Genomic DNA, 2,433 nt, shown 5'->3' with positions numbered 1-2,433 from the left:
GTGTGAGGCCGGGCGGACGGCGGGTGATCAGTGGTGACGGCGGTGGTGGTGTGGCGGCCTGACCACCTGGGTGATGTGCGTCTGCTTGACCTTCACGTCCGCCTTCGCCTTGGCGACGGCGGTGTTGTGGTTCGAGTTGTGCGCGCTGCTGTTGTTCTGGTTGATCACGGTGACGTTGACCGGCGGGGTCTTGCCGTGCGACCCGTCGGAGTCGTGGTCGCCGCCGACCCTGGTCGGGTCGAGCGCCGTGAGCGGGGTGGGCAGGTCGTCGTGGTCGGTGCTCGACAGGGTCGCCGCGTTGGTGACGAGCGCGGGGGCGTTGTCCGCGACGTCGACGAGCAGGTAGATCGGCGGGTACTGCGTGTTGGGGCCGAGCGGACCCGGGCGGGTGCAGGTCAGGGTGGGCAGCGAGCAGAACCACCCCGCGCCGTTGATCGCGGTGGCCGTGAGGCCGGCGGGGAGCGTGTCCTTCACCGTCAGGAACGCGAAGGGAGCCGTGAAGCCGGGGCCGTAGTTGGAGACCGTGATCGTGTACAGCGCGTTGTGCTGACCGCGGTGGAACTCGCCGTCGTGCGACTTGGCGATGTTCAGCGACGGGCGGAGCAGCGGAAGGCGCTGGTTGCCCTGGACGGCTTGGGTCCGCGCCGGAGCCGGCCTGGCAGCCGCCTGGGTCAGGGGGTGCAGGTGGACCGGGGTGGCGTGGGTGCCCCCGGGCTGGACACGCGGCGAGGGCTTGGCGACGGCGCCTGCGGCGGGGGCGGTCACGGCGACGACGACGGCGCTCGCGGCCACCGCGGCGGCTATGGCGGAACAACGCATGCGGACTCCTCCTGAGGCGAGCGCGGCAGCGGATACGCACGCTGCGTGACCATCAGCCACGCTCTGTCATCGTGAGCCTAGAAGTACCCTTGCCGCACCGGCCAGTTGACTACTCCGAGAGGGCACGCGGCCCTGCTCGGAGGGGTCGGCGCGCCCTGGGCACGCGTCAGTGCCGGGCGTCGGGGGAGGCCGACCCGGCCCCGGCGACGCTCGGTGACCCACCCGATCGGACCCGACGACGGGCATGCGCCCGCGACCTGCGCTGAGCTGGGCGGACGCGAGGCACCGAGCAAAGGAGCGCGCCATGCCGCAGCACGAGATGATCCCGCGAGACCGCGGTGAGGACCCCCGACTCGACGAGCGTTCAGAGGACCTGGACGGTGCGGACGAGGACTTCTTCGACGACCTGAACATCGTCCTGACGGACGAGTAGGCGCAGGCGCCCGACCAGGGCGCGAGACGGGCCCCCGACGCCGAGTCCGAGCGTCGGGGGCCTCGCCGTGACCCGATGCCGCCCGAGCGCACACGCGGTGATCCGGCGCAGAGCCTCAGGGGTGAGCAGACCGACTCCCGAGCACCGCCGCGAGACCGTCCCCCAAAGCAGGCCGGCAACCCCGAGCCAGGGTCCGGCTCCTGCTCGGAGGACGTCGGCCGCCTGCCGTCGTCCCGGCCCCGCTGGCCCTGCCCGGTCGGCTGGGCCGGGTCCGGTTCCGGCGCCCCGAGGAACGGCGGCGGCGCGGCCGTGGCGGGATCTGGACGACGGCAGGCGGCCGAGGCGCTGGTGGTGCCGGAGCGGGGCGGGGCATCCTCGAGGGGTGATCATTCCTGACACCAAGGACTGGACCTGGGTGCTCGAGCGCCCCTGCACCGGCTGCGGACTGGACACCGCAGCGGTCGCCCGCCAGGACGTGGCCGCCATGGTGCGAGCCAACGCCGCCTCCTGGGCGGACCTGCTGGCGGGCGACGCGGCTCCGCCGCGGGAGCGGCCGCGGCCGGACGTCTGGTCGCCGCTGGAGTACGCCTGCCACGTCCGCGACGTCTTCTCGCTCTTCGCCATTCGGCTGGAGCTGATGCTCACCCAGGATGATCCGGTGTTCCCGAACTGGGACCAGGATGAGACCGCCGTCGCCGAGGACTACGGCTCCCAGGACCCGGCTCGCGTCGGCGTCGAACTGGCGCACCGGGCGGAGGCGCTGGCGCGTGCCTTCGAGCGCGTCGACGGCGCTGGCTGGGCGCGCACGGGCAGCCGCAGTGACGGGGCGAGCTTCACCGTGGAGTCCTTCGCCCGGTACCTGGTCCACGATGTGGTCCACCACCTCCACGACGTCACGGGCGTCACGTCGGAGTGAGGCGACTGCCCGATCAGGCAGTGGTGTACTCGCGCCAGTCGGCTGGTTGCTGGCCGACCTTGAGGGTGCGCAGCTTGGCGAGCACGGCCGGGTCCTGGACCTCGAGCCACTCCACCAGCTGGCGGAAGGAGACCAGGCGGACGTCCGGGTGGGCGGCGATGTCGCGCAGCGCCCGTTCGACGGACTTCATGTAGATGCCGCCGTTCCAGGACTCGAAGTGGTTGCCGATGAAGAACGGCGCCCGGTTGGTGGTGTAGGCGCGGTC

General features: G+C 72.2%; 3 protein-coding genes and 1 pseudogene. 2 read left to right on the top strand and 2 right to left on the bottom strand.

Annotated features, from left to right (window positions below; genetic code table 11):
- Positions 1–27: 27 nt before the first annotated feature.
- Positions 28–819, bottom strand: a complete 792-nt coding sequence (locus TR48_RS10500) for a DUF11 domain-containing protein (RefSeq protein ID WP_152627896.1) — start codon at positions 817–819, stop codon at positions 28–30.
- 304 nt (positions 820–1,123) lie between these two features.
- Here TR48_RS10500 and TR48_RS46285 point away from each other — a divergent pair, with 304 nt between their 5' ends.
- Both TR48_RS46285 and TR48_RS10495 read left to right on the top strand, forming a co-directional pair.
- The gene (locus tag TR48_RS46285; RefSeq protein WP_268873569.1) at positions 1,124–1,252 is read left to right on the top strand and encodes a hypothetical protein; all 129 of its coding nucleotides are present in this window, start codon (positions 1,124–1,126) and stop codon (positions 1,250–1,252) included.
- Between the two features lie 382 nt (positions 1,253–1,634).
- Complete coding sequence (locus TR48_RS10495) at positions 1,635–2,168, top strand: DinB family protein (protein ID WP_042365724.1); 534 nt, start codon at positions 1,635–1,637, stop codon at positions 2,166–2,168.
- A 13-nt stretch (positions 2,169–2,181) separates the two neighbouring features.
- Here the strand turns inward: TR48_RS10495 and TR48_RS10490 are convergent.
- Positions 2,182–2,433, bottom strand: a pseudogene (locus TR48_RS10490) (hypothetical protein); the annotation flags it as partial.

Origin of the sequence: Streptacidiphilus neutrinimicus, from assembly GCF_000787815.1 — a bacterium.
In the GTDB taxonomy this organism is placed as follows: domain Bacteria; phylum Actinomycetota; class Actinomycetes; order Streptomycetales; family Streptomycetaceae; genus Streptacidiphilus; species Streptacidiphilus neutrinimicus.
Note: the sequence above shows the minus strand (reverse complement) of the source record. Positions and strands in the feature narration are given on the sequence as shown.

Bases quoted from the DNA above. Each gene is read 5' to 3' on its own strand.
- TR48_RS46285 (WP_268873569.1), top strand. From the start codon at position 1,124: ATGCCGCAGCACGAGATGATCCCGCGAGACCGCGGTGAGGACCCCCGA.
- TR48_RS10500 (WP_152627896.1), bottom strand. From the start codon at position 819: ATGCGTTGTTCCGCCATAGCCGCCGCGGTGGCCGCGAGCGCCGTCGTC.